The organism is Streptomyces beigongshangae (genome assembly GCF_019710745.1).
Lineage (GTDB): Bacteria > Actinomycetota > Actinomycetes > Streptomycetales > Streptomycetaceae > Streptomyces > Streptomyces beigongshangae.
On the sequence record NZ_JAHKJW010000211.1, the window covers coordinates 1 to 322 of the forward strand.

The 322-nt window shown below is 73.0% G+C and carries 1 pseudogene; it reads right to left on the minus strand.

Features of this window, described 5'->3' with window-relative positions:
* Positions 1-322 (minus strand): annotated as a pseudogene (locus KM933_RS38890) (alpha-1,4-glucan--maltose-1-phosphate maltosyltransferase); the annotation flags it as partial.

Sequence of the window (322 nt, forward strand, 5' to 3'; positions counted from 1 at the left end):
CGCACCGGCCCGCTTGCTGTAGACCAGCACGGCATCGTTGTCCGCATGGTGGAAGTGCAGATCGCGCAGTTGCCGAAGGGCGGGACTGCGCCGCCTGATCGCGTTGAGCCGGGCGAGCAGCGGGGCGATGCTACGGCCCTCGCGCTCGGCCGCCGCCCAGTCGCGCGGCCGCAGCTGGTACTTCTCCGAGTCCAGGTACTCCTCGCTGCCCTCGCGCACCGGCACGCCCTCGCACAGCTCGTACCCGCTGTAGACGCCCCAGGTCGGCGAGAGCGTCGCGGCCAGGACCGCGCGCAGTTCGAAGGCGGGCCGCCCGCCGTGC